Here is a 22,860-nt window from a genome sequence, read left to right as displayed (position 1 = left end):
AGATCAACGATGGGTCTCGCCGACGATTCTATACCCCCTGGGGTATCTACTCATCGCCACACCCTTGCGCCCGACTGAACGCACGTTTAGTCTTTTGAACATGCGTTCAGCCGCCGGCGACTCGGGCACCCCACCCCCGGACGACCAGACCACCCGGGCCCGCATCCGCGACGCCGCCATCGCCCGGTTCGCCGCGGACGGCTTCCACCGCGCGAGCCTGCGCGCCATCGCCGGGGACGCCGCGGTCAGCCCGGCGCTGATCGTGCACCACTTCGGCGGCAAGGACGGCCTGCGCCGGGCGTGCGACGAGTACGTGGTCACCTCCCTGCTCGGCCCGAAGGAGCAGATGGCCGCGGAGCCCAGCCCCGCCCTCATGCGCGCCGCGCTGGACGCGGCCCCGCAGATGCAGGACCAGTTGGACTACCTCTCGCACATGCTCATGGAGACCGACGGCTCGGCCGATGAGCTCTTCGACCGCCTCTACGCGGGCACGCACGCGATGCTCGAGCGGCAGATCGCGGAGGGCACGGTGCGCGAGCAGGAGGATCTGGAGACCACCGCCGCGTACATGCTGCTGTACGGCCTGTCCGCGGTCCTGCTGCGCCGCCAGCTCGGCCGCACCCTCGGGGCCCCCGGCGAGACGGGCTTCTCCCCCGCCGTCGCCGCCCGCTCCACCCTGCCGATCCTCAGCCTGTTCACCCACGGCCTCTACGCCGACGACCGGATGCTGCGCGCCGCCCGCGAGGCCCTGCGCGAGCAGCCGCCCGGCGAGCCATCCCAGAAGGGGGACCCCGCATGACCACCGCGAGCACCGCCGTCGCCACCCACGGCCTGCGCAAGCACTACGGCAAGCACGAGGCCGTCCGCGGCCTCGACCTGCGCGTGGCCACCGGCAGCATCTTCGGCCTCATCGGCCCCAACGGCGCCGGGAAGACCACCACCCTGCGCATGCTGCTGGACATCATCCGGCCCACCGCCGGCAGCATCGAGGTGCTCGGCGCCAACCCCACCGCCGCGGGCGCCGACCTGCGCCGCCGCATCGGCTACATCCCCGGCGAACTGCGCCTGGTGGGCAAGATGACCGGCAGGCAGACCCTGGACTTCTACGCCGAGGTCTCCGGCCCCGTGGCGCGCGGCCGCCCCGAGGAGCTCGCCGAGCGCCTCGGCCTGGACCTGACCCGCCAGGTGGGCACCCTGTCCAAGGGCAACAAGCAGAAGGTCGGGATCGTGCAGGCGTTCATGCACGCCCCCGAACTGCTGATCCTGGACGAGCCCACCAGCGGCCTGGACCCCCTCGTGCAGCGGGAGTTCCTCGCCCTGGTGCGCGAGGCCCGCGAGGCCGGCGCCACCGTGCTGCTCTCCTCCCACGTGCTCTCGGAGATCCAGCAGGCCGCCGACGACGTGGCCGTCCTCGCCGCCGGCACCGTGGTGGCCGAGGGCGACGTCTCCTCCCTACGCCTGGGTGCCGTGCGCCGGGTGCGCGCCACCCTGGCCGCCCCCGCCGAGCAGGTCACGGCGCTCCTGGGCGGCGTGCCGCACCTGAGCGAGGTGGAGGTGGCGCCCGACGGCGCAGCCCCCGAAGCAGCGACGCCCACCTCCCAGCAGCCCACCTCCCAGCAGCTCACCTCCCAGCAGCTCACCTCGGTGACCCTGACCGTGCAGGGCGAGATCGACCCGCTGGTGAAGGCCCTGGCCACCACCAGCGTGCGTGACCTGGCGATCGAGGAACCCGACCTGGAGGAATCCGTGCTGGCGCTGTACGGACCGGGCGCCACCAGCACCGCCACCACTACCAACACCGCGAGCAAGGAGGCCGACCGATGAGCGCCACCCCCGTCCTGCGGCGCGCGCTGCGCGAAGGTGGCCGCGGTGCGCTCGGCTGGGGCATCGCCGTCGTCGGCGTGCTCATGCTCTACCTGCCCCTCTACCCCTCCATCGGCGCCAACGGGCAGATGCAGGAGATCATCGAGACCCTCCCGGAGGGGATGGTCAACGCCCTGGGGTACGACCAGATCGGCACCGGGGCCGGCTACACGCAGGCCACCTTCTACGGCCTCATCGGGTTCTTCATCCTCACCGCCGCGGCGGTGGCCTGGTGCAGCGACGCGATCGCGGGCGCCGAGGAGAACGGGCGCCTCGAGCTCGACCTGGCCCACGGCGTCGGGCGGCAGAGCTACCTCTACCAGGCGGCCGGCGGGGTGCTGCTGCGCCTCGTGCTGCTCGCCGTCATCGCCGGCCTCGTGGTCCTCGGTCTGAACTCCCCCGCTCAACTGGGGATCGAGCCGATCCACATTCTCGGCGCGAGCCTCGCCCTGCTCGGAGTCACCGCCCTGTCCGGCGCCCTCGCCCTGCTGGTGGGCGCCCTCAGCGGGCGGCGCACCTGGGCCCTGGGGGCGGGGGCCGGGATCGCGGTGCTGAGTTACGCCGTCAACGCGGTGGCCAACCAGAGCCCGGACCTGGACTGGCTGCACACCCTCTCGCCCTACTCCTGGGCCTACCGCACGCCGCCGCTCGCCGAGGGGGTGGCCGCGGGCGGCCTGATCGCGCTGTGGGTGGGGGTCGCTGTGCTCACCGCGGCGGCCGCGGTGGCGCTGCGCCGGCGCGACGTCGTCGGGTGAGTGACGTCGGGTAGCGCACCCCGACACGAAGCAGACAAAACCCCAGGTCAACGCTTGCCCGAACCGGCCGGGGTGGGGTGAGATGGAGGCACGAGCGTGACGGCGCCGTCCGCTGCGGTGGGCGGCGCTGTCGCGCGCCACCCCCGGACGGCAGGACCTCGCGATGAGCACATCCGCAGCACCACCCAGCAGGATCAACGGCCGGATCATCGGCATCAGCATCGGAGCCGCCCTCGGCGGGTTCCTGTTCGGCTTCGACACCTCCGTCATCAACGGCGCCGTCGACTCGATCGGGGAGGAGTTCGCCCTCGGCTCCGCGCTGCAGGGATTCGCGGTCTCCTCCGCGCTGCTGGGCTGCGCCGTCGGCGCCTGGTTCGCCGGCCCGATCGCCAACCGCCGCGGCCGCATCCCCGTCATGGTGATCGCCGCCCTGATGTTCCTGGTCTCCTCGATCGGCTCCGGCCTCGCCTTCGGGGTGTGGGACCTCATCCTGTGGCGCGTCATCGGGGGCCTGGGCGTGGGTGCCGCCTCCGTGATCGCCCCCGCCTACATCGCCGAGGTCTCCCCCGCGCACGTGCGCGGCCGGCTCGGGTCCCTGCAGCAACTCGCGATCGTGCTCGGCATCTTCGCGGCCCTGCTCTCCGACGCCCTGCTCGCGGGCGCCGCCGGCGGCGCCGACCAGGTCCTCTGGTTCGGCCAGGAGGCCTGGCGCTGGATGTTCATCGCCGAGGCGATCCCCGCGATCATCTACGGCGCCTTCGCGCTGCGGCTGCCCGAGTCCCCCCGCTACCTCGTGGCCCGCGGGGAGTACGACAAGGCCTCCGCGGTGCTGCACGACTTCACCGGCATCGTGGAGGTCAACCTCAAGATCGAGGAGATCAAGAAGAGCCTGCACCGCGAGGACCAGGAATCCCTGCGGGACCTGCGCGGCCCCTCCTTCGGCCTCAAGCCCATCGTCTGGGTCGGCATCCTGCTCTCGGTCTTCCAGCAGTTCGTCGGCATCAACGTGATCTTCTACTACTCCACCACCCTGTGGCAGTCGGTCGGTTTCGACGAGTCCAACTCCCTGCTGATCTCCGTCATCACCTCCATCACCAACATCGTGGTGACGATCGTGGCGATCCTGCTCGTGGACCGGGTCGGGCGCCGCATCATGCTGCTGTGGGGCTCCATCGGGATGGCGGTCTCCCTCGGGGTGATGGCCCTGGCCTTCTCCTTCGCCACCGTGGTGCCCACCGATGACGGCGGCACGACGGCGCAGCTCGCCGCTCCCTGGTCCGGCATCGCCCTGGTCGCCGCGAACGTGTTCGTGATCGCCTTCGGCGCCACCTGGGGTCCGCTGGTGTGGGTGCTGCTCGGGGAGATCTTCCCCAACCGGATCCGCGCCGGGGCGCTGGCCGTGGCCGCCGCCGCCCAGTGGCTGGCGAACTTCGTCGTCTCCACCACCTTCCCCGCCCTGGCCGGGGTGGGACTCACCCTCGCCTACGGTCTGTACGCGGCGATGGCGCTGCTGTCCTACTTCTTCGTGCTCGCCAAGGTGCCGGAGACCAAGGGCCGGGAGCTGGAGGACATGGACGACCTCAAGGTGGAGCGGCATCACCGCAGCCGTTCCTGAGCGCGGACCCCCGCGAGATCGGGCGCCGTCTCCCGCCTGCCCCGCACGGCGCCCGTCGAGCCTCTCGACGGGCGCCGTCGCCGTCCCTGACGTAGCGTCACGGGCGTGAAGAACGGCAAAGCACTCGCAGTCCTGGCCACCGGCCTCGGCATGATCATCCTGGACGGCACCATCGTGGCCGTCGCCCTCCCCGACATCATCGAGGACCTCAAGCTCGACCTCTCCGATGCGCAGTGGGTCAATGCCTCCTACTCGGTGATCTTCGCCGCGCTGCTGCTGACCTTCGGGCGGCTGGGTGACCGGCTGGGCCGCCGGGAGGTGTTCGTCGGGGGAATCGCGCTGTTCGCCGTCGGCTCGCTGTTGGCCTCCATGGCCACCGGGCCCGTGAGCCTCATCGGTGCGCGCCTCATCCAGGGTGTCGGCGGCGCGGCCGCCCTCCCGAGCGCGCTGTCCACGGTCACCGCCACCTTCACCGGCAAGTCCCGCGTGCCCGCCTTCGCCGTGTGGGGCGTGGTCGCCTCCGGCTCCGCCGCCATCGGCCCGCTGCTGGGCGGCTGGCTGACCACCGCCTTCACCTGGCCGTGGATCTTCCTGGTCAACCTCCCGATCTCGGTGTTCGTGATCCTCGGCGCGATCCTCTGGGTGCCGAACTCCAAGCAGACCGCCCTGGCTCCCGGCCTGGACATCCCCGGCCTGCTGCTCTCGGCGCTGGGCTTCGGCGCGATCGTGTTCGCGCTCGTGGAGGGGCAGACCTACGGCTGGTGGACCCCGCACGGCGCCCACAACGTGCTGGGGGTACAGGTCCCCGCCGACGCCCCGATCTCCGCGACCCCGGTGCTGCTGGCCCTCGGCGCGCTGCTGGTGGCCGGCTTCATCCTGTGGGAGCGCCACCGCGCCCGCGCGCAGCGCTCCGCCCTGCTCGACCTCACCCTCTTCCGCATCCCCACCTTCCGGTGGGGCAACACCACGGCCACCACGGTCGCGATCGGCGAGTTCGGCATCGTGTTCGTGATGCCCCTGTTCCTGGTGAACGTGCTCGGCCTGGACACCCTGAAGGCCGGCCTGGTCATCGCCGCGATGGCGTTCGGCGCCTTCTGGTCCGGTGCGATGGCGCGTCACCTCGCCGCCGCCATCGGCGCCCCCGGCACCGTGGTGGTCGGTCTCGCGCTGGAGGTCATCGGGACCGCCGCGACGGCGTTGGTCATCACCGCGACCTCCTCACCCTGGCTGCTGGCCGGGATGCTGGCGATCTACGGCTTCGGCCTGGGGCTGGCCTCCGCGCAGTTGACCGGCACCACGCTGCTGGAGGTCCCCGCCGCCGAGGCCGGTCAGGGCAGCGCCGCGCAGTCCACCGTGCGCCAACTGGGGTCCGCCCTCGGGACGGCGATCGTGGGCTCGGCCCTCGCCGTCGCCCTGGCCTCCGCGGTGCCCTCCTCCCTGGCGGGCACCTCGATCTCCTCCAGCGAGGCGGACCAGCTCGCCACCGCGACCTCGGAGTCCGCGGGCGGTGTGATCGAGCAGTTGCGCGAGCAGGGCACGAGCTCCCAGCTCGGCAGCCACACCACCGAGGCCGTCACCGCGCTCTCGGATGCGTTCGCCACCGCCACCAGCCTCGCGCTGTGGATCGCGACGGCGTTCCTGTTCATCGGGCTGATCTCCTCGATCCTGCTGGTGCGTCACTCCCCGAAGCACGTGAAGGAGTCCGCCGGGACGGTTGCGCCGGGCTGAGCGGCGCGCGGCCGCAGCAGCGCGACTCGCCGAGCGAGTGATTACCCCGAGCCCGCACGCGAGAACTCGGCCTAACAGCACACTCGACGAACTGAGGGCAGCGCAACCGCACGCTCGGCGAACGGGAGCACCGGCACCACGCGCCGAGCGGGTGGTTGCGCCGAGCCCGCGCACGCCTGGCTCGCCGAGCGGGTGATTACGCCGAGCCCGCGCGCGAGAACTCGGCCTAACAGCACACTCGGCGGACTGAGGGTGGAGCAACAGCACGCTCGGCGCACCAGGCGCCCCATGTGTGACGCAGATCACGTATCCTGGACCAACGCGCCGGGACGACGAGGTCGAAGGTGGGGACGTGCTGACGTCGACGCAACTGACAGCCAGGCAGATGGTCTGGATGCGTCGCGCGCACGAGCGGTTCCTCACCCGCGGCGAGGTGGCCCCCCGGGTGCGCAGCGCCGTCGCCGCCTCGTGGGAGCGCAGCGCCCGCGTGGGTGTGGACCCCGACGCCCCCACACCCCCCGTGGATCTCTCCGAGCAGGACGTCGCCGCCCTACGCCGCGACCACCCGCTCGCCTGGGCGATCCCCATCGCGCGCACCCTGCTGCTGGAACCGGATGCGGGCTGGGTCGCCGCGCTCACAGACACCGCCGGCCGACTGCTGTGGGTGGAGGGCAACGGTGCAGCCCGCCGCGACCTGGAGACCGTCGGCTTCACCGAGGGAGCGACCTGGCGCGAGGACTGCACCGGCACCAACGCCCCCGGCACCGCCCTGGCCACCGACTCCGCCGTCCGGGTGCTCGGCGCGGAGCACTGGGCCACCCCGATCCACGGGTGGAACTGCGCCGCCGCCCCCGTGCACGGCCCCACCGGCCAGGTGCTCGGCGTGCTGGACATCACCGGCGCGGACCCGGTCGCCTCGCCCCTGGCCGCGTCCCTTCTGCGTGCCACCGTGGCCACGATCGAGGCGCGCATGCTCGCCGCCAGCCTGGCCACGCCGTCCCGCACCGGCACCGGTACCGACGCCGACGCCCGCAGCGAGCTCGGCACAGGGTCCGGGTCCGCCGCCGAGCCCGGTGCCCCCACCGCCCGCCTGCAGGTGCTCGCCCACCGTCGCGCCCTGCGGCTGCCCGACGGCGAACGCACCCTCTCCCCCCGGCACGCCGAGATCGTGCTCCTGCTGGCGGAACACCCGGAGGGAATGACGGCGGAGGAGGTGGCCGTGGCGCTGGCGGAGCACGACCTGTCCGTGGTCACGGTCCGCGCCGAGGTCTCCCGGTTGCGGCGCGTGGCGCCCGATCTGCTGCGGGAGGGGTCGCCGTACCGCCTGCGGGGCGCCGTGCGCACGGACGTGGCCGCGGTGCGGCAGTCGCTGCGCGCCGGTGATCTCGCCGGGGCCCTGGCCACCTATCCGGGCCCGGTGCTGCCGGCCTCCCGCGCGCCCGGAGTGGAGACGATCCGCGAGGCCCTGGAAGGGGATCTGCGCGCAGCCGTCCTGGCCAGCACCGATCCGCACGCCGTGGCCCGCTGGACGGCGAGCGACTCGGGCCGGGAGGACTGGTGGGCCTGGCACCACCTCGGGCAGATCGCCGCGCCCGGCAGCGCCCTCGCACAGCGCGCCCGGGCCGAGGTGGCACGGCTCGACCTGAGCCAGGCCTAACGCCTGTGCCCCTAAGGCTCGTGCCGGCTTGTGCCGGCCGCTGCCGACGACCGTGCCCCAGCACAAGCCCGTGCCAGGGCGAGCCGATGCAACGGGATTGCAACGCCGTCGTCCCTACCGTGGCCCCCAACGGCGCAGCAACGAGGCTGCCCGAGGTCACGACATCGCCGTCGTGAGGAAAGGAGCAGAGATGACCGTCTACGCACAGCCGGGCACCGAGGGCTCGCTGGTGGAGTACCGCTCGCGCTACGACCACTGGATCAACGGGGAGTTCCGGGCCCCCGTCAAGGGCCAGTACTTCGAGAATCCCTCCCCCGTGACCGGCAAGACGTTCACCGAGGTCGCCCGCGGCACCGCCGAGGACATCGACGCCGCACTGGACGCGGCCCACGCCGCAGCCCCCGCGTGGGGCCGCACCACTGCCACCGAACGCGCCATCATCCTGAACAAGATCGCCGACCGGATGGAGGCGAACCTCGAGATGATCGCGGTCGCCGAGAGCTGGGAGAACGGCAAGCCGGTCCGCGAGACCCTGAACGCCGACATCCCGCTCGCGATCGACCACTTCCGCTACTTCGCCGGCGCGATCCGCGCCCAGGAGGGCACCCTCAGCCAGATCGACGAGGACACGATCGCCTACCACTTCCACGAGCCGCTGGGCGTGGTCGGTCAGATCATCCCGTGGAACTTCCCGATCCTCATGGCCACGTGGAAGCTCGCCCCGGCCCTGGCCGCCGGCAACGCGGTGGTCATCAAGCCCGCCGAGCAGACCCCCGCCTCGATCCTGTTCCTCATGGAGTTGCTCGCGGACATCCTGCCGCCCGGGGTGGTGAACGTGGTCAACGGGTTCGGTGTCGAGGCGGGCAAGCCGCTCGCCTCCTCCCCCCGGATCCGCAAGATCGCCTTCACCGGTGAGACCACCACCGGGCGCCTGATCATGCAGTACGCGGCGCAGAACATCATCCCAGTCACCCTCGAACTGGGCGGGAAGAGCCCGAACATCTTCTTCTCCGATGTGGCCCGGGAGCGGGACGACTACTACGACAAGGCGCTCGAGGGCTTCACGATGTTCGCCCTGAACCAGGGCGAGGTCTGCACCTGCCCCTCGCGTGCCCTGATCGCGAAGGACATCTACGCCGACTTCCTCGCCGACTCCATCGAGCGCACCAAGGCGGTCAAGCAGGGCAACCCGCTGGACACCGACACGATGATCGGCGCGCAGGCCAGCAACGACCAGCTGGAGAAGATCCTCAGCTACATCGACATCGGCAAGGCCGAGGGCGCGAAGGTGCTCACGGGCGGCGAGCGCTGCGGCCTGGGCGGGGACCTCGAGGGCGGCTACTACGTGACGCCCACGATCTTCGAGGGCAACAACGCGATGCGGGTCTTCCAGGAGGAGATCTTCGGGCCGGTGGTCGCGGTGACCTCCTTCGACGGGTTCGACGACGCGATCGCCATCGCCAACGACACCCTGTACGGGCTGGGTGCCGGGGTGTGGTCACGGGAGGCGATGACGGCCTACCGCGCCGGGCGCGCCATCCAGGCGGGCCGGGTGTGGACGAACAACTACCACGCCTACCCCGCGGCGGCGGCCTTCGGCGGCTACAAGGGATCCGGCGTCGGGCGGGAGAACCACCTGATGATGCTCGACCACTACCAGCAGACCAAGAACCTGCTGGTGAGTTACTCCGCGAAGAAGCTCGGCTTCTTCTAGGCCACCCTCACCCCGGGGCCGTCGCGACGGCGGCCCCGGAGCGACCCGGTCGGCGCGCATCCCCCTGCGCGCCGACCCTCCCGGTGCGGGTGCCCGGCGACTCGACCCCCTCTCTCTGTCGCCGGGCATCCCACCCACCGTGAGGCAGTCCGCCGCCGCGCGGCACTGTCGCCCCCACCGCGGCGTAGTCTGGGGGTCCGAGTAGGAAGGAGCACGATCATGTCTCTTCCCGAGCGCGTGGCCGTCACCGATGACGCCGCGACACTCCTGGCCAAACTCCGTGAGCAGCACGGCGAGCTCATGTTCCACCAGTCCGGCGGCTGCTGCGACGGGTCCTCACCCATGTGCTATCCGGCGGGTGAGTTCCTCACCGGCGACGCCGACGTCCACCTCGGCGACCTGACCATCCCCGTCGAGGGCGGGAGCGCGAGCGTGCCGGTGTGGATGAGCCGGAGCCAGTTCGAGTACTGGAAGCACACCCACCTGACCATCGACGTGGTCCCGGGCCGCGGCGCCGGGTTCTCCCTCGAGGCACCCGAGGGCGTCCGCTTCCTCATCCGCTCCCGGGTGTTCAGCGACGCGGAGTACACCGAACTGACCGCCGCTGGCGCCCTGTAACCGAGGGTCAGGTCGCGGACAACGCGCCCTCGTGCGCGGCTGGCGGGGGCCGTCCTACGCTGAACGCATGTGCGGACGCTACGCGGCCTTTCGGGAGGCGCAGGAACTGGCGGAGGAGTTCGACGTCGAGGACGTGGACGAACGCGCCGCGGCGCGCGAGCCGTCGTGGAACCTCGCACCGACCGACCCCGCCCGGATCATCCTGGACCGCCCCGCTACCGCCGAACGCGCGGCCACGCGCGAGATGCACCTCGCGCGGTGGGGCCTGCTCCCGGCCTTCACCAAGGACCCCAAGCGCGGCGCTCCCCTGTTCAATGCGCGGATCGAGACCGTCGCCGAGAAGCCCGCATTCCGCAAGTCCCTCGCCGTGCGCCGGTGCCTCGTTCCCGCCGACGGCTACTTCGAGTGGCGCACCGAGCAGGCCGAGGGTGGCGGCAAACCGACAAAGACTCCGTTCTTCATTCACGCCACGAGCCCGGACGGCGCGCCCCGCCCCTCCCTCGCCTTCGCGGGCCTGTACGCCTGGTGGCGCGACCCCAGCAAGGGCGAGGACGACCCCGACCGGTGGGTGCTGTCCACCACGATCATCACCACGCAGGCGCGCGATGGCCTGGAGGCCATCCACGATCGCGAACCCGTGGTCCTCTCCCGTGAGGCGGTGGACGCCTGGCTGACACCCGGGGAGCGCGACGCCGAAGCCTCCCTGGAGATCCTGCGCTCACCCGGCCCGCAGCTGAGTTGGCACGAGGTGGGCAGCGCCGTCGGCTCGGTGCGCCACAACAACCCCGGGTTGGTGCGCCCCCGCTGATCAAAGCGAGTTCCGGTGGCACGTCACCGGAGCGCCACGTAGCGTCGATCGGCATGCGACGACGTGGACCGCTCCTCGGCGCCCTGAGCGCCGCCGTCCTGGCCATCGCCGGCTGCACCACCGCGCCGCAGGCCGCCGCGCCCTCGGGTCCCCCCGACCCGGCCCCAGCCGACTCATCCCCAGCAGACGCAGCCCCCGCCGTCGCCCCCGCCTCTCTCACGCAGGACGGCCTCGCCGACCTCGTCACCGCGGCGATGACTGACCACGGGATCGACGCCGCCCACGTCCAGCTCACGATCGGCGAGGACGCGCGCACCACCAGCCGAGAGCGCGCGGATGCCGCCCCCGCCCCCATCACCCAGGTCGGCCTCGGCACCGCCACGGCCGCGCTCACCGGCACCCTCCTGCTCGCCGATCCCGGCTCCTTCCCGCTGGAGTCGCCCGTCACCGATCACCTCCCGGGCTCCGGCGTGACCGCGAGCCTACGCGAGGCCCTGCGGATGCGGTCGGGCCTCGGCGCCGCCGCGGGCCGCCCGTTCGCGCTGGACGCCGCCGGCGCCGACCTGCTCACCGAGATCGCGCGGACCTCCGAGCCGGACCTCACCGACCAGGTAGCCGAGGGCATCGCCACCCCCCTCGCCCTCGCCGACACCCACTGGGCCGGCGCGCAGGTGAGCAGTTCCGTGGCAGACCTCGGCGTCCTGGCCCGGGCCCTCGCCGTCGGCGATCTCCTGCCCTCGGGCACCCAGACCACCCGCATCGCCAGCCTGCAGGACTCCCCCGCCTCCGACACCTTCCACGGCACCGGATACGGGCTGGCCCTCGCGCGCTACGGGAACCTGATCGGCCACCCCGGCACCGCCGCGGACTCGGGCGTCTTCTTCGGGTACGACGACGCTGCCGACCTGACCCTCGTGGTCACCACCGGGGAGCCCTACGCGGGCGACGGATCCCCGGCCGCCGAGGCGATCGCCGTCGCCCTCCTGGAGCACCTCGGCGTCATGACTCCGCACCCCACCCCAGCCTCCGGGACCACCCCAGCCTCCGGGACTGCCGCGCCCACCACCGGGGCGGACGGGTCGTCCTCGGCCGCGGGCGTCCCGGGGCCCACCCCAGGCGAGGCCGGCACGGGCGGCCCGGCCCCCACCACCCCCGCGCCGCAGCCGGACCCCACCGGCCCGGCGCCGCAGCCGAGCCCCACCGGCCCCGTGGTGGACTTCGGCCCGTACTACTCCGACCCCGAGACCGTGCCGCTGACCGGCATCGAGAACCCAATGGACGACGTCCTGCTCACCGCCGAGCAGCGCGAGTCCGGCTACCTGCCGGCGCTCCAGGCGGACGGCTTCGACTGTGACCCCCGCCACCCCGAGTGCGGCGTCGCCTCCCTCCCGGCCTGGACCGCAGAGACCGGTTATCCGATCACCGACCTCACCGAGATGTACCCCGGTCTCGCCGGCCAGGTCACCGTCGTCGATCTCGACGGCGACGACTGGCCCGAGATGGTCGGCGTGAGTGAGAGCTGGGCGCAGATCTGGGGCTACGAGCCGCTCACCGACCAGTGCGCAGTCCTCGGCGAGGAGTGCGGCCGCTTCACCCCGTGGACGATGCACACGTTCTTCGGCATCCGCGGCACCGAGGCCACCCTGCCGGACGGCGCCACGGCCGCGGGATGGAACACCTACCAGGAGTGGGACGGAGTCGGCTCCTTCCGGGTGGGTGATTTCGACGGCGACGGCCGACAGGAGATCGCCGCCCGCACGCCCGGTGCCCCCGGCACCGTGAAGCTCATGGACTGGGACCCCGACACCGAGACGATGTCCCTGCACGCCGTGGACACCGCCGCCACCCAGCACGGCGGGCAGATGCTCGTGGCGGACCTGGACGGCGACGGCACCCAGGAGTACGTCATCGTGACCGATGACGCCTCCTACCGGATCTCCTGGGACGCCGGGCACACCGCCCACGTGGAGAACCTGCCCAGCCCCCGCACCTCCGGCATTCACGGACCGCTCGTGGCCGCCTCGCCGGACGGTGGACCCACGCAGGTGCTCCTCGCCTCCGCCTACGACCGGCTCACCAGCTTCGCCCTGCACGACGGCGCCTGGCAGGAGTCCCTGCTGACCCCGATCGGATCGATCCCCGCAGGCACCATCGGGCGCGAGCACGTCACCGACCTGATCGCCCAGGACCTGACCGGGGACGGCGTACCCGAGGTGATCGTGGTCGTCACCGACCCGCGGACCTCCTACGGCCCCGGCACGGACAGCCGGGACGTGACGGTCATCCAGTTGCCCGCCTCCGCGAGCGATGGGCAGAGTCACCACTGGCCGATCTGGATCGACGACGTCCAGGACACGATCCACATCGCCGACCTGGACGGCGACGGCACCTCCACGCTGCTGGTGCACGCCCGCGACCACGACGAGGTGTGGGGCACGGATCTGGACGTGACCGGCGACGACATCGGCACGGAGATCCTCACCGATCAGCGGATCGACGGCGTCGGCTCGCAGTACTCCCGCGCCGGGTGGATCCTGTCCACCTCCTGGCAGTCCGTCTCGGGTGCCGACCTGCTGGTCGCCCAGCACGAAACGGGGATGCGGGTGCTCGGCATGGCCGGTGGCGCGCTCATCCAGCCCGGCACCCAGGCGCCTGCGTTCACCGGCGATGAGCAGGACGCGTTCGCCGCGATCTCCCGCCACGTCACCTACGCGGCCACCGCCGACCTGCGCACCCGATACGCCGACACCGCGAACCTGAAGACCTACCAGGAACGACTGAACAACATGACACCGGCGCAGGCGCCCGGGGTGTCCGAGGCCGCGTTCGAGTCGGTCCACAGCGCACTCGCCTCCGAACTCACGGCGGCCTCCGCCGTGGCGACCTACGAGTTGCACATGCGCGATGAGCTGCACGTGGCCTTCTCGACCGATGCGGCACTTGGCCAGGCCGTCATCGACAACCTCGAGACGCAGGAGCGCCGCACGACGGCGGCGCACAACAACGTGGTCTCCCTGATCAGCGGGGTGGTCTCCGTGTCCGCCTCGGTCGCGAGCCTCGGGGTGGGGGCGGTGGCCGAGGAGGTCGCGAAGGCGGCGGCCTCCGAGGTCCAGGCGCTCGAGGAGACGGTGAGCGGCATGGACCGGGCCGCCACCCTCGACGGCATGGGCTCGGCCTCCAGCGCCGTGCTCGGGTTCCTGGAGCGGGACGTGGACGGGACCACCTACACCGCGGCGGCCGCAGAGGTCGCCAAGAAGCTCGCCACGGTGATGAACGACGGCGCCGCCGTGCACGACGCCCGTGTGGCCCACGCCAACAGCGACTACGCCCTGATGTTCGCGACGAGTCGGGTGATCGGGTCGGGCTACTGGACCATGCCCGGGACGCAGGCGACGGTCTATCGCAGCACGCTGCAGCGCGAGGCGGACCAGTACGTGTACGCCACGATCCTCCCGGCCGTCTCGGTGACATGGAGCTGCGTCGTCGCGGGCTGGTTTGCTCCCCCCGCGTGCACGAACGACACCAATCCGTATCCGGATGCGGTGATCACGCCGGGCAACGTGAAGGTCTACCTCGCGTGGAACGAGCAGGAGTTGGTCGCAGGCCGTGCCTCGACCTGGGGCTGGGGCGTGCCGCGCGCGGTGACGGACAAACTGTTCACCGCGACGACGAGCGGGTGCGAGACGACCTGGGCGCCGGATTGCGGCTTCGGGTACGACAAGCGCGCGTTCTACCTGGGCGAGACGCCGATCGCCATGGAGTGTCACGGCCTGCGCAACCAGCGCGGCTGGCCGGACTGGCGGGTGGACCACCTCGCGGATCGCTGCCTGACCGACCACTACTGGAGCGAGTAGCGGCGCTACCTTCTCGTGGCGCCTGCAGAACCACCTCGGGGTGCATGCAGAACCACCTCGCGGTGCCTGCAGAACCACCTCGCGGTGGCTGCAGAACCGCCTCGCGGTCAGTCCGTGGTCGGAGGCCGGCGGTGCGGACGCGACCTGGGGTGGAGGCCGCGGCGGGCCCGCGCCTCTACCCTCGCAGCATGACCGCCCCACCCGCAGACCCCGCGGGCACGCCCGCTCCGGGGTCCGTGCCCCCCGGAATCCCCATGGCGCCGCCGGTGCCCGAGGCGGAGTCGGCCACGACGCCGGGGGTGCAGTGGGACTCGTGGGTCTCGCGCCACTCGACCATGCTGGACCTGTGGACGGGTGTGGCCGCGTTCGTGGTGCTCGGTCTCCCGACGATCCTCCCGCCCTCGCCGCAGACCGTCGCGCAGAGCCTGGGCTTCCTGCTCGCCGGCGTGGGGCTGCCGGCGGCGATCTCGGTGCGCCACCGGTGGCCGATCGCGAGCGCGGTGGCCGTGAACGCGATCGCCCTGGCGCACGTGGTGCTCGGTGTGCCGTTGACCCCGGCGGATCTGCTCATCTACCTCTCGGTCTACTCCACCACCGTCCACGCGCCGCTGTGGGCGCGCCGCGTCAGCCTCGCCGCGGCCCTGCTGGGGTCCCTGATCCTCGCCGCCCCCGAGATCGGGCTGTTCGCCCGCGAGTCCTGGGACCCCGTCAGTGGCGTGTTCGTGGCCGTCGGCACGGCGACGCCGGCGCTGTTCGCGTGGGCGCTCGGGCTGCTGCGGCGCAGCACCCGGCAGCGGTGGGAGTCGCTCGCCGAGCGGGCCCGTCGACTGGAACGCGAACGCGATCAGCAGGCGCAGATCGCAGCCGCCGCCGAACGTGCCCGGATCGCCCGGGAGATGCACGACGTCGTGGCGCACTCCCTGTCCATCGTGATCGCGCAGGCCGACGGCGGGCGCTACGCGGCGCGCACCAGCCCGCAGGCGGCCGAGGCCGCGCTGGGGACGATCGCCGAGACCGGCCGGGAGGCCCTGGCGGACATGCGCCGCATCCTGGGGGTGCTGCGCACCTCCAGCGAGGCCTCCCCGGGCGCGGACGGACCCGCACCGGCGCAGCCGCCGCTGGCACCGCAGCCGACCGGCGAGGAGATCACCGCCCTCGTGGAGTCGGTGCGGGCGACCGGGCGCCGAGTCGACCTCGTCATCACCGGCCAGGAGCGGCGCCTGCCCGACGCGCTGGGCCTGGCCGCCTACCGGGTCTGCCAGGAGTCGCTGACCAACGTCCTCAAGCACGCCGGCCCGGGCGCCCGGGCGCGACTGGACCTCGCCTGGTACCCGAGCGCCCTGGTGGTGCGGGTGGACGACGACGGGGTCGGGGTCGCCGCACCGACGCCGGGCACACCCGGCACGACGGGGGCGCCGACCACCACCGGCGGCGATGCGGACACCGACACGGATCCCATCGGCTCACCGGGACACGGCCTCGTGGGCATGCGGGAGCGGGTCGCGCTCTTCGGCGGCGAGGTGTGGACCGGCGCCCGGCCCGGCGGGGGCTTCCGGGTCCAGGCGAGTTTCCCGCTGCACGGCGCACCGCTGATAAACCGAGCCACACCCGCCACACCCGTGATGACCGAACCAGGAACGACCCCCAGGAGCACCCCGTGACCGAGACCCCCGGCGCCCCGATCCGTGTGGCCCTCGTGGACGATCAGCAGCTCGTCCGGGCCGGCTTCGCGCTGGTGATCGGCTCGCAACCGGACATGGAGGTGGTGCTGGAGGCGGGTGACGGCGCGCAGGCGGCCCGCCTCATCCCCTCCTATCAGGTGGACGTGGTGCTGATGGACGTGCGCATGCCCCAGATGGACGGGATCGCCGCCACCCGCGCGCTCATCGATGCCGCCGGTCCCGGCGCGCCGCGCATCGTCATGCTCACCACCTTCGACCTGGACGAGTACGTGCTGGCCGCGATCCGCGCCGGCGCGAGCGGCTTCCTGCTCAAGGACACCCCGCCGGAGGACATGCTGGCCGCGATCCGCACCGTGCACGCGGGCGACGGCGTGATCGCCCCCTCCGCCACGCGCCGCCTCATCGAGCACGTGGCGACCACGACCCCGGCCACCGAGTTGACCGAGCCGAGCGGGCCGACCGGGTCGACGGGGGTGCCGGACGCCGTCGCCTCCCTGACGGCACGGGAGCTGGAGGTGCTGCAACTCATCGCACGCGGCCGCTCGAACGGCGAGATCGCCGCGGAGTTGTTCGTGGCGGAGGCCACCGTGAAGACGCATGTGGGCCGCCTGCTGGCCAAGCTCGAGGTGCGCGACCGGGTGCAGCTCGTGGTCCTCGCCTACGAGACCGGCCTGGTCGCCCCGGGCGCTCCGTAGGCGAAGGGTCACCGAACCACGCCGCGAGACCACGGCACCAGATCACGGCGGGAGATCACGGCACCAGATCGCGGGACCTCGCGGCGAGAGATCACCCGGGCGGGTGACCTAGGATTCTGCCCGTCCCCGCGCCCGAAGGAGTTCACTGTGTCGGCCTCTCGCCTGCTGTCCGCCGCCCTCGCCGTCCCCGCCCTGGTCGCCCTCGCGGCCTGCACCAGCGAGCCCAGCGAGGTCGCCACCCCCGAGGCGAAGGAGACCACCGCCGTGGTGATCCCCGAGGCGAGCGAGGCCGACCTCGTGCGGGTGGAGATCACCGGCGGCGCCACCACGGGCGGCGAGCCCGGCCTCCTGGAGGCCGGGGAGCGCCTGTCGATCGAGGCCGCGTGCCTCACCCCCGACGGCGCCGGGTACGGCGCCGTGACCCTGTTCGTGAACGAACAGGAGTCCACCGCCAAGGAGCTCCCCTGCACCGGGCACACCGTCACGATCACCATGGCCGAGTCCGGCGAGACCCGCCAGGTGCAGGTGGCCCTCGCCGTGCCGGAGGGCACCGAGACCGCCTACGCGGTGGGCGTCCTCGACTGACGGACAGCCCCGCCGGGCCGGGCGCGACCTGGTTACGCTGACCCGCGATGACCAGATGGACACACGTGGCCCGCGCCGCCGGCCTCGCCGAGCCCGGCGGCGCCCCCCGGCCCACGATCTTCGCCGAGATGACGGCCCTCGCCCAGCGCGAGGGCGCGGTCAACCTCGGCCAGGGCTTTCCCGACGTCGACGGTCCGGAGTGGATCCGTGAGGCGGCCGTGCAGGCGATCCGCGACGGCGTGAACCAGTACGCCCCGGGCGCGGGCCTGCCGCCGCTGCGCGAGGCGATCGCCGCGCACCAGCGCGAGCACTACGGCATCGCGGTGGACCCCGACACCCAGGTGCTGGCCACCACGGGCGCCACCGAGGCGATCGCCGCGAGCATCCTCGCGCTCGCCGGCCCGGGTGAAGAGGTCCTCACGATCGAGCCGTACTACGACTCCTACGCCGCGAGCATCGCGATGGCGGGCGCCACGCACACCACGGTGCCGCTGATCCCCACCGCGGAGGGCTTCCGGCTCGACACCGAGGCGCTGCGCGGGGCCGTGACCGACCGCACCCGCCTGATCCTGGTGAACACGCCCCACAACCCCACCGGCACCGTCCTGCGGCGCCCTGAGCTGGAGGCCATCGCCGAGCAGGCCAGGCGGGTGGATGCGGTGGTCATCACCGATGAGGTCTACGAACACCTCACCTACGACGGCGCGGCGCACCTGCCGATGGCGGCGCTGCCCGGGATGGGCGAACGGACCCTGACGATCTCCTCCTCGGGCAAGACCTTCTCCCTCACCGGGTGGAAGGTGGGCTGGGTCACCGGACCCGCGCACCTGATCACCGCGGTGAGCACCGTCAAGCAGTTCCTCACCTACACCTCCGGGGCGCCGTTCCAGATCGCGATCGCGCGGGCGCTGACCGAGGGACGGGCCGACGTCAGCGCGCTGCGCGAGGGGCTGCAGCGCCGTCGGGACCTGCTCGTGGCGGGCCTGCGGGAGGTGGGGTTCGGCGCCGTGGTGCCCGAGGGAACCTACTTCGTGTGCGCGGACGCCTCACCGTTCCTGACCCCGCAACTGCCCGACGGCGCCGCCCTGGCCCGCGCGTTGCCCCGCCTGGCGGGGGTGGCCGGGGTGCCGATCTCGGCGTTCTGCGTGCCCGGCTCGGACACCGCCGATGCGCTCGGCTCGTGGCTGCGGTTCACGTTCGTCAAGCGGGAGGACGTGTTGGCCGAGGGAATCGAGCGGCTGGGCCGGCTCACCGGCTGAGGCCACCGGCGTTGGTGCGCCCCACGGCCTGCTCAGTCGATCCCGAGCGCCTCACGGGTCGGTCGGGCGCTCGCCGCGAAAACCCCGGCCGCCCCGGCGAGCACGATCAGCGTGGCCACGAGCGGATTGACGCCGAACTGCGAGCCACCCACCAGGACCACCAGGATGGACCAGGCCACGCACGCCCCCCGGGCCCATCGCCGCAGGCGCCACAACGACAGGGCGAGGGCGCCCAGGATGAGGGCGAGCACGAGGAGGAAGACGGCCACGACCACTGAGCCGCCCACCTGCCCGTCGCCGCCGGCGGCCAGGAGTGCGGAGACCCCGAGGACCACCAGGGTGAGCGCCTCCAGGCCCAGCAACGCGACCACCACCCAGACGGTCACGGGGCGCCGGGCACCCCCCGGGAGCGGGTACTGTGAGCGGTGATCGGCGCGATCGCCGTGTTGCGGGGAGCCTGGCACGATCCCACCTTATGTCTCCCCGCGCAATGTGACGCACGACTCAGCGTGACCTGCCGGAAACCTCCCCGTCACCTCTTGTGCAACTTTGCAGTCCGTGTGACGCTTGTTCCAGCCCCGATACCACATGGGTGCTCCCCTCCGCTCACGCGTCCATCAGCACGCCCTGGGGGCACCCCTGTCCCGCAAGGAGATTCACGATGGACTGGCGTCACGAAGCAGCGTGCCTCACGGAGGACCCCGAGCTGTTCTTCCCGATCGGCAACACCGGCCCCGCCCTCGCCCAGATCGACGAGGCCAAGGCCGTGTGCCAGCGCTGCACCGTGAGCGACCAGTGCCTGAAGTGGGCGCTGGAGACCGGTCAGGACTCCGGTGTGTGGGGCGGCCTGTCCGAGGACGAGCGCCGCGCCCTCAAGCGCCGCACCGCCCGGGCCCGCCGCGCCGGCTGAGCGCCGCGCCCAGCGACACCCAGGAACCGCCGAGACGGGCGGGTCGGAGAGAATCCGACCCGCCCGTCTCGCGTTCGTTGCCCCGCCCTCACTCCTCGAGTGAGGAGGCCGGACGCAGCGAGGAGTCGACCTCGTCGCTGTCCCCGAGGTCGGCGAAGTAGTCCTCCAGCGGCACGCCCCAGGTGGTGTGCTGCGCCGGTGCGTCCGGCCAGGCGATCACCACGTCGCGCGGCTGGAGGAAGTACTGCGTGAGTTCCCGCGTGGATCCGTCGACCAGGTGGTAGCGCAGCCCGGTGACCCGCGCGGCCTGGAGGTCCTCGCCACGCGAGGCCAGGGTCCCGGCCGGGACGTCCGTGAAGGCTTCCACGAGCTCCTCGACCATGGCGGGATCCGTGATGGTCGTGCGATTCACCTCGCCGGGCACGGAGGCCGGCTCGTAGAAGTAGAGCTCCACGCGCAGCACCTCGCCCGGCTCGAGTGCCACCGAGTGCGTGCCGGGTGGCGTGCACCCGGCCAGGACGAGGGCGAGCGAGGCTGCCGTCGCCGCGCCCCACCTGGCCCTGCTACCGCGTCGAGCAGGCGCAGACGATACGTCCACGATTCCCCCTTGCGAATGGCTGCGTCACCCGCCTCATTGCGCGTGATCGCAGTTCCGAGCGCCCCTATGAGGCCGAACCTAGACCGCACACCGAGAGCGGTCAACGCATGCCCTCAGCTGAATCCGGGGCACCGCGTCAGAAACTGTCCGGCTCCCCGTCGCTGGGCTGGGCGAAGCCGAGGCGGGCCTGGATGGTGACGGCCGTGCCGCCCTCCTCCCGGCGCTCCCACTCCAGCGTGCCGTGCAGCTCCCCGGCCACCATCGTGCGCACGATCTGCATCCCCAGTCCGGTCCCGGAGGGCTTCGCGGTCAGGTCGATGCCGCGGCCGTCGTCGATCACCTCGACCGTCAGCGTGCGCCCGGCGCGGCCCGCGCGCACCGTGACCGTGCCGCCGGTACCCGCCAGCCCGTGCTCCACCGCGTTGGAGACCAGTTCGGTCAGCACCACCGCCAGCGCCGTCGCCTCCGTGGCCGCGACCTTGCCGAAGGATCCCTCCCGCGCCAGCCTCACGGGCGCCTCGGCCGCGGCCACATCCACCGCGAGCCGCAGGGTGCGCCCGAATACCGCATCGAAGTCGACCACCTCGTCGATGGTCTGCGACAGGGCCTCGTGCACGGTGGCGATCGTCGCCACCCGCCGCATCGCCTCATCCAGCGCGTTGCGTGCGTCGGTGGACTGCACCCGCCGGGACTGCAGGCGCAGCAGCGCGGCCACGGTCTGCAGGTTGTTCTTCACCCGGTGATGGATCTCCCGGATGGTGGCGTCCTTGGTGATTAGCTCCTGCTCGCGGCGGCGCAGCTCGGAGACATCGCGGCACAGCAGCACCGCGCCGAGCCGCTCCTTGCCCGCGGTCACCGGGATCGCCCGCAACGACAGGCACACGCCGTGCGCCTCCACATCCGTGCGCCACGCCGCGCGCCCCATAGCCACCAGCGGCAGGGACTCGTCCACGCTCTCGGCGTCCTCCACCTGCTCGGCGATGACCTCCGCGAGGGAACGCCCCACGAGGTCACCGATCACCCCGAGTCGATGGAAGCAGGACAGGCCGTTGGGGCTGCAGTAGATGACCTCCCCCTCGGCGTTCAGCCGCGCGAGCCCGTCACCCACACGCGGCGCGCCGCGCAGCCTGCCGGTGGCGGTGTTGGTGGAGGGGAAGTCGCCCGCGGCGATCATGGCGCACAGCTCGTCGGCCGCCTCGATGTAGTTGATCTCCAGCCGGCCCGGGGTGCGCGACTCCCCCAGGTTCGTCTCCCGGCTCATCACCGCGATCGCCCGACCCTCCAGCGTGACCGGGATCGCCTCCTCGCGAATAGCGATCGTGCCGGTCCATCGCGGGATCCGGGTGCGGCGGATCTCGCCACCGGCGAGCGCCTCGGCGAACGCGGCGGCCTGCCCCTGGGGCGCGGGGTGGCCCACCACGTCGTCGTAGTAGACCGTGCCACCGGTGGAGGGGCGGCAGTGCGCCACCGCCACGAAGCCCCCGTTGCCGTCCGGGAGCCACAGCACCAGGTCGGCGAACGCGAGGTCGGAGATCACCTGCCAGTCCCCCACGAGGAGGTGCAACCAATCGGCCTCCCGAGCCGACAGCGAGCCGTGGCGGGAGATCAGGTCACTCATGGTCGGCACCCGGCAAGGCTAGCCGACCTGCGCCGTCGCGCCTCCAGCGCCCGCGGCGCCTACCGTGGCCTCATGTCCACCGCCTTCCCGCTCGTCCCCGGCCCGGGACGCCCCCTGGTCATCGCCCATCGCGGCGCACCCGCCGCACATCCGGAGAACACGGCCGCCGCTTTCGGGGCCGCGGCCCGGGCCGGGGCGGACGCGATCGAGACCGACGTCCAGCTCTCCGCCGACGGCGTGCCGTTCCTGCTGCACGACGACACCCCTGACCGCACCACCGACGCCCTGGCACGTGGCTGGGAACCCGGCACGCTCGCCGAGCGCGCCACCTGGGAGACCCTGCGGGCGCTGGACGCCTCGGGCGGGACCGGGCCGGTGCAGCGGGTCCCGCACCTGGACGAGGTCGCGGCGGCGGGCCTCGCGGTGGACCTGGAGATCAAGACGCCCATCGTGCACGAGGCGCGCGACGTCGTCGCCGCGGTGGCCGAGGCCTGGCGATGCAACGCGGTCTGGCGCCCCCTGCTGGAGTCGGCCCGGGTGGCGGTGACCTCCTTCGACCCGATCGTGCTGACGGCTGCGCTCGACCTGCTCGCACCCTGGTCGGTGCCGATCGGGTTGATCACGGAGGCGGCACCGCAGGAGGAGGATCTCCCGGAGTTGACCGAGGCGGGGGTCTCGATGCTGGTACTGCGCCACGACACCGTGACGCCCGAACTGGTAGCGGCAGCCCACACGGCCTCGCTGACCGTGTGGACCTACACCGTCAACGCCGACGCCGACCGCGAGCGGGTGCTCGCGGCCGGCGTCGACGGGTACTGCACGGACCACCCCTGACCCCCCGTGAAGGCGGGCACCCCGCAACCCCGAGGACGTGGCGGCCGACGCGAGCACGTGCGCCCGG

Annotated in this window: 19 protein-coding genes; 16 read left to right on the top strand and 3 right to left on the bottom strand. The window is 72.5% G+C overall.

All coding sequences use genetic code 11. The features are described from left to right. Positions 1-100 precede the first annotated feature (100 nt). The 14 genes from ATL40_RS03650 (at position 101) to ATL40_RS03585 (ending at position 18,833) form a co-directional block, all read left to right on the top strand. A complete protein-coding gene (locus tag ATL40_RS03650) occupies positions 101-799 on the top strand; it encodes a TetR/AcrR family transcriptional regulator (protein ID WP_169925867.1) in 699 nt (232 codons plus the stop codon). Then, entirely contained in the window at positions 796-1,824 is a 1,029-nt protein-coding gene (locus ATL40_RS03645) for an ABC transporter ATP-binding protein (protein ID WP_098468349.1), read from the top strand. Before ATL40_RS03650 ends, ATL40_RS03645 begins: the two co-directional genes overlap by 4 nt. Further along, positions 1,821-2,618: an ABC transporter permease subunit gene (locus tag ATL40_RS03640; protein WP_098468348.1), complete on the top strand. Its 798-nt coding sequence runs from the start codon at positions 1,821-1,823 to the stop codon at positions 2,616-2,618. Before ATL40_RS03645 ends, ATL40_RS03640 begins: the two co-directional genes overlap by 4 nt. Positions 2,619-2,781: 163 nt before the next feature. Beyond that, positions 2,782-4,233 (top strand): sugar porter family MFS transporter, encoded by a 1,452-nt coding sequence (locus tag ATL40_RS03635; protein ID WP_098468347.1) that lies wholly within the window; start codon positions 2,782-2,784, stop codon positions 4,231-4,233. A 105-nt stretch (positions 4,234-4,338) separates the two neighbouring features. Further along, positions 4,339-5,961, top strand: coding sequence for a DHA2 family efflux MFS transporter permease subunit (locus ATL40_RS03630; RefSeq protein WP_425443349.1), 1,623 nt, complete (start codon positions 4,339-4,341; stop codon positions 5,959-5,961). A gap of 352 nt (positions 5,962-6,313) precedes the next feature. Then, entirely contained in the window at positions 6,314-7,618 is a 1,305-nt protein-coding gene (locus ATL40_RS03625) for a GAF domain-containing protein (protein ID WP_245866680.1), read from the top strand. A gap of 190 nt (positions 7,619-7,808) precedes the next feature. Beyond that, positions 7,809-9,332 (top strand): acetaldehyde dehydrogenase ExaC, encoded by a 1,524-nt coding sequence (gene exaC / locus ATL40_RS03620; protein ID WP_098468346.1) that lies wholly within the window; start codon positions 7,809-7,811, stop codon positions 9,330-9,332. 219 nt (positions 9,333-9,551) lie between these two features. Then, positions 9,552-9,950: a DUF779 domain-containing protein gene (locus ATL40_RS03615; RefSeq protein ID WP_098468345.1), complete on the top strand. Its 399-nt coding sequence runs from the start codon at positions 9,552-9,554 to the stop codon at positions 9,948-9,950. A gap of 67 nt (positions 9,951-10,017) precedes the next feature. Continuing rightward, a complete protein-coding gene (locus tag ATL40_RS03610; RefSeq protein ID WP_098468344.1) occupies positions 10,018-10,758 on the top strand; it encodes an SOS response-associated peptidase in 741 nt (246 codons plus the stop codon). 53 nt (positions 10,759-10,811) lie between these two features. Next, positions 10,812-14,612, top strand: a complete 3,801-nt coding sequence (locus ATL40_RS03605; protein WP_098468343.1) for an FG-GAP-like repeat-containing protein — start codon at positions 10,812-10,814, stop codon at positions 14,610-14,612. Between the two features lie 188 nt (positions 14,613-14,800). Then, entirely contained in the window at positions 14,801-16,273 is a 1,473-nt protein-coding gene (locus tag ATL40_RS03600; protein WP_245866676.1) for a sensor histidine kinase, read from the top strand. Next, a complete protein-coding gene (locus tag ATL40_RS03595; RefSeq protein WP_098468342.1) occupies positions 16,270-16,989 on the top strand; it encodes a response regulator in 720 nt (239 codons plus the stop codon). The genes ATL40_RS03600 and ATL40_RS03595 overlap by 4 nt, the downstream gene beginning before the upstream one ends. 147 nt (positions 16,990-17,136) lie before the next feature. Further along, entirely contained in the window at positions 17,137-17,574 is a 438-nt protein-coding gene (locus ATL40_RS03590) for a hypothetical protein (protein WP_098468341.1), read from the top strand. A gap of 47 nt (positions 17,575-17,621) precedes the next feature. Beyond that, positions 17,622-18,833, top strand: a complete 1,212-nt coding sequence (locus tag ATL40_RS03585; RefSeq protein ID WP_098468340.1) for an aminotransferase class I/II-fold pyridoxal phosphate-dependent enzyme — start codon at positions 17,622-17,624, stop codon at positions 18,831-18,833. A gap of 32 nt (positions 18,834-18,865) precedes the next feature. On the opposite strand, the gene ATL40_RS03580 is transcribed toward ATL40_RS03585, so the two are convergent. Continuing rightward, positions 18,866-19,297 (bottom strand): hypothetical protein, encoded by a 432-nt coding sequence (locus ATL40_RS03580; protein ID WP_143556852.1) that lies wholly within the window; start codon positions 19,295-19,297, stop codon positions 18,866-18,868. Between the two features lie 197 nt (positions 19,298-19,494). Between ATL40_RS03580 and ATL40_RS03575 the strand changes: the two genes are divergently transcribed. Continuing rightward, positions 19,495-19,743 (top strand): WhiB family transcriptional regulator, encoded by a 249-nt coding sequence (locus ATL40_RS03575; RefSeq protein WP_098468338.1) that lies wholly within the window; start codon positions 19,495-19,497, stop codon positions 19,741-19,743. Positions 19,744-19,831: 88 nt separating this feature from the next. Here the strand turns inward: ATL40_RS03575 and ATL40_RS03570 are convergent, their stop codons facing one another. Further along, positions 19,832-20,227, bottom strand: a complete 396-nt coding sequence (locus ATL40_RS03570) for a hypothetical protein (RefSeq protein WP_098468337.1) — start codon at positions 20,225-20,227, stop codon at positions 19,832-19,834. A 250-nt stretch (positions 20,228-20,477) separates the two neighbouring features. Continuing rightward, complete coding sequence (locus ATL40_RS03565) at positions 20,478-21,959, bottom strand: sensor histidine kinase (protein ID WP_098470253.1); 1,482 nt, start codon at positions 21,957-21,959, stop codon at positions 20,478-20,480. Between the two features lie 72 nt (positions 21,960-22,031). Between ATL40_RS03565 and ATL40_RS03560 the strand changes: the two genes are divergently transcribed. Further along, the gene (locus ATL40_RS03560) at positions 22,032-22,793 is read left to right on the top strand and encodes a glycerophosphodiester phosphodiesterase (RefSeq protein ID WP_098468336.1); all 762 of its coding nucleotides are present in this window, start codon (positions 22,032-22,034) and stop codon (positions 22,791-22,793) included. Positions 22,794-22,860 lie beyond the last annotated feature (67 nt).

It is taken from the genome of Serinibacter salmoneus (assembly GCF_002563925.1).
Classification (GTDB): domain Bacteria; phylum Actinomycetota; class Actinomycetes; order Actinomycetales; family Beutenbergiaceae; genus Serinibacter; species Serinibacter salmoneus.
This window is presented reverse-complemented; position numbering and strand designations above follow the sequence as displayed.